Origin of the sequence: Solirubrobacter pauli (genome assembly GCF_003633755.1) — a bacterium.
GTDB lineage: Bacteria > Actinomycetota > Thermoleophilia > Solirubrobacterales > Solirubrobacteraceae > Solirubrobacter > Solirubrobacter pauli.
The window spans coordinates 1-3,519 of sequence record NZ_RBIL01000004.1; the positions used below are offsets into that span (position 1 = coordinate 1).

Here is a 3,519-nt window from a genome sequence, read left to right on the forward strand (position 1 = left end):
AACTCGTTGTTGATGATGTTGACGCCGACGCCGCCCTGGATGCCGTCGGAGTCGCCGCCCTTGAGCAGCGAGTTCTGGATCGTCACGCCCGAGTGGGTCTGGCTGTTGTAGGGGAGCGCGATGCGGGCGGGGCTGGCGTACTGGCCGCCCGCGTTGATGTTGATGTGGGTGTTGTGGTCCAGGAGGACGTTGCTGTTGGCGAGCCCGTCCAGGCGGATCACGCCGGTGAAGTCGCTGTTGCGGATCGTGATGTTCTTGGTGCTGTTGAGCACCTCCGCCCCGGTGATCGTCAAGCCGTCGATCACGATGTTGTTGGCACCGCTGAAGCTCAGCGCGATGCTCGCCGACGCGCCGGGCGCCTCGGTGATGGTCACCGGGCCGCTCTTGGCCGAGCCCCTGAACGTGCCGTAGCTGCCCGAGGCCAGGCAGATCGTCTGACCGGCCGTCGCGGCCGAGAACTGGTTCGCGAACGTGGACGTGGTCGCGCTGCGATCACACGTCGACGGGGTCACCGTCGCCGTGGGCGTCGCCGTCGGCGTGGCGGTGGCGGTGGCCGTCGGCGTGGCGGTGGGCGTGGCCGTCGGCGTCTGCGTGGGCGTCGCGGTGGCAGTGGCGGTCGGGGTCGCCGTGGGCGTGGCCGTCGGCGTCTGCGTGGGCGTCGCGGTGGCGGTGGCCGTCGGGGTCGCCGTGGGCGTGGCCGTCGGGGTCCGCGTCGCCGTCGCGGTGGCGGTCGGCGTCGCCGTGGGCGTGGCCGTCGCGCGGGCCACGGTCACGGTGTTCACCGACGCCGCCGTCTGGCCGGCGGCGTCACGCACCGTCAGCCGGACGTACTTGGACCCGGGGTTGACGAACGTGAACGCCAGGCTGCGGGCGGTGCCCAGCGACCACGCCGACGAGCCGTCGGCGCCGACGTCCTCCCACGTGTAGGTGCAGGGCGTCGAGGCGCAGGTGCCGCCCGCGTTGAACGTGACGGTCTGGCCCGCGACGGGGGCGGTGGGCCAGAACGTGAACTGGGCCGTCGGCGGGACCGGGGTCGGCGTCGCGGTGGCGGTTGCCGTCGGGGTGGCCGTGGCGGTCGCGGTGGCGGTGGCGGTGGCCGTCGCGGTCGGCGTGGAGGTCGCGGTCGCCGTGGCCGTCGGGGTGGCGGTCGCCGTCGCGGTGGCCGTCGCGGTCGCGGTCGGCGTGGCGGTCGGGGTGGGCACCGCGACCGTGACCGTGCGCGAGACCGACGGGGCGACGTTGCCGGCGAAGTCCGTGGCGCGGACGCTGAACGTGTAGGTACCGTCCCCGAGGCCCGAGTAGGCGGCCGGGGAGGTGCACTCCTCGAACGAGCCGGAGCCGCTCGGCCCGCTCAGGCGGCACTCGTACTCGGCGACCGGCTCGTCGGCGGTGAAGCCGAAGGAGGCGGTGCGCACGGTGATGCTGCCGCTCGGGCCGCTGACGATCGACGCGACCGGCGGACGCGTGTCCACGGTCACCGTCCGCGCGTCCGAGGCGCTCGAGGCGTTGCCGGCCGCGTCGGTGACGACCGCGGTGTAGCGGTGCGCGCCGTCGGCCGCGCCGAGGTTCAGGAAGAAGGTGCCGGCGGTCGGGATCGTCGCTCCGGCGACGACGGTCGCGCCGTCGGAGATCGACAGCGCCGACCCCGGCTCGCCCGCGCCCGCGACGGACACGGTCGAGCTGTTGCTCCACGCGCCGTCCACCGGCGCGGTCAGGACCGGCTTCGCGGGCGCCTGCGTGTCGACGCGGACGATCACGGGCTGCGAGTCGGCCGACACGCCGCCGCCGGCGAAGGAAGCGCGGGCGGTGTACGTGTGCGCGCCGTCGCTCGCGCCGGTGACGGTCGCGCTCCAGGTGCGCGCGATCGACGCCGTCACGACGGCGCGGGTCGTGCCGTCCTCGCGGATGGTGACGGTCGAGCCCGCGTCGGCGGTGCCCGAGAGCGTGATCGCGGACGAGCGGCTCCAGACGCCGCTGGTGGGCGAGGAGATGATCGGCGTCGCCGGCTGGGCGACCGTCACGGAGAAGGCGCGGCTGGCGGGGCTCGGGTCGGCGAGCCCGGTGCTCGCGTCCGTGCTGCGGACCAGGAAGGTGTAGTTGCCGGCGGCGAGGTCGGAGTAGACCGCGGGCGACGTGCACGCGCGGTAGCTGCCGGTCGCGCCGCCCGGCCCGTCGAGCCGGCACTCGTACGCCGGGCGCTGGGCGGACGAGCTGAACGTGAACGTCGACGTGGCGCCGGTGGTCGCGCCGTCGAGGTAGGTGTCCGGCAGCGTGGCCGAGCCGATGACGACCGTCTTCGGCGACGACGTGGCGGAGACGTTGCCCGCCATGTCCACGGCGCGGGCCGTGTAGGTCAGCGCGCCCGTGGTGAACGGCGTGACGTCACGCGTCCACTCGCCTCGCGTCACCGTCGTGGTGCCGCGCGAGGAGCCGTTCTCGTAGACCTCCACCGTCGTGCTGTCCTCGGACGTGCCGCGGACGGTGAACGAGCTCGGCACGGTGCTGCCCGCCGGCTCGGTGATCGCGGGAGCGACCGGCGCGACGGTGTCGACGCGGACGACCGTCACGGAGGACTGAGGCGACTTGCCCGAGCTGTCGGACGCGGTGGCCGTCAGCAGATAGGCGCCGTCGGGGATCGGGACCGCGCGCGACCAGGTGCCGCTCGAGCTCGCCGTCGTCGTCCCCTTCGAGACCGAGTCCACGAGGACGTCGACGACGGCGCCGGCCGCCGCGCGACCGCTCACGGTCACGTTGGACGTCGCCACCCACGAGTAGCTGGCGGGGGAGGTGATGGTCGGAGCAGGCGGTGCGGCGATCGCGGTGGCTCCCCCCGAGCCCACCGCAGCTGTGCCGACGATGACCAGCATGAGCGCGCGCAGACCAATGCGCGCGGGACGTCCCCGCGACAAACTGACCTCTCTTTTACGGTGGGCGTGCCGACACGCGACTCACCGCTGTGATGTCTGACTCTGGCCCGCGCTGACCATGCGCGAGCCCCGTTTGTTGACCGGCGGGCATGCAGAGCACCACCCGTCTCGACCGTGGACGAATATACACCTCAACACGCCCGTTGTCGTCGCGCGGACAATGTCGATACGAAACCCGTGCTAAGGCGTCACCCCAGAACGACGACCGGCCCCTGTGCGGGGCCGGTCGAGACGTGCGTGGGGCGAGTGGCTACACGCCTGGATCGGTTCCGTCGGACGCCGTGCCCTTGCCCGGGCTCGTCGGCGCCAGCAGGAATCCGGCGTAGCTGCTGGGGTCGGCTCCGCCGCTGAAGACGGGGATGCCGATGCGTTCGCTGCTGGTGGCGTTGCGGCGCAGCAGGTTGTTGCGCCGCTGGGCGAGCGTGGACCCGCTCTGGACGAGGATCTCGGTGGCGATGTTGTCGACGACCACGGTGCCGGTGCCCGGCGACATCGTCGTCTTGCGGTTGATGTCGATCTGGCCGCAGGGGCTGTTGTAGATGCAGCTGGCGGCGTAGACGACGGTGTTGTGGCGGATGGTCGAGCCGTTGTC

Annotated in this window: 1 protein-coding gene and 1 pseudogene; both read right to left on the reverse strand. The window is 72.7% G+C overall.

Annotated features, from left to right (window positions below; genetic code table 11):
* On the reverse strand, nt 1–2,867 hold a 2,867-nt coding region (locus tag C8N24_RS33500; protein WP_245972065.1), incomplete at its 3' end, for a PKD domain-containing protein.
* 310 nt (nt 2,868–3,177) lie between these two features.
* Nucleotides 3,178–3,519: pseudogene (locus C8N24_RS34505) on the reverse strand (right-handed parallel beta-helix repeat-containing protein); the annotation flags it as partial.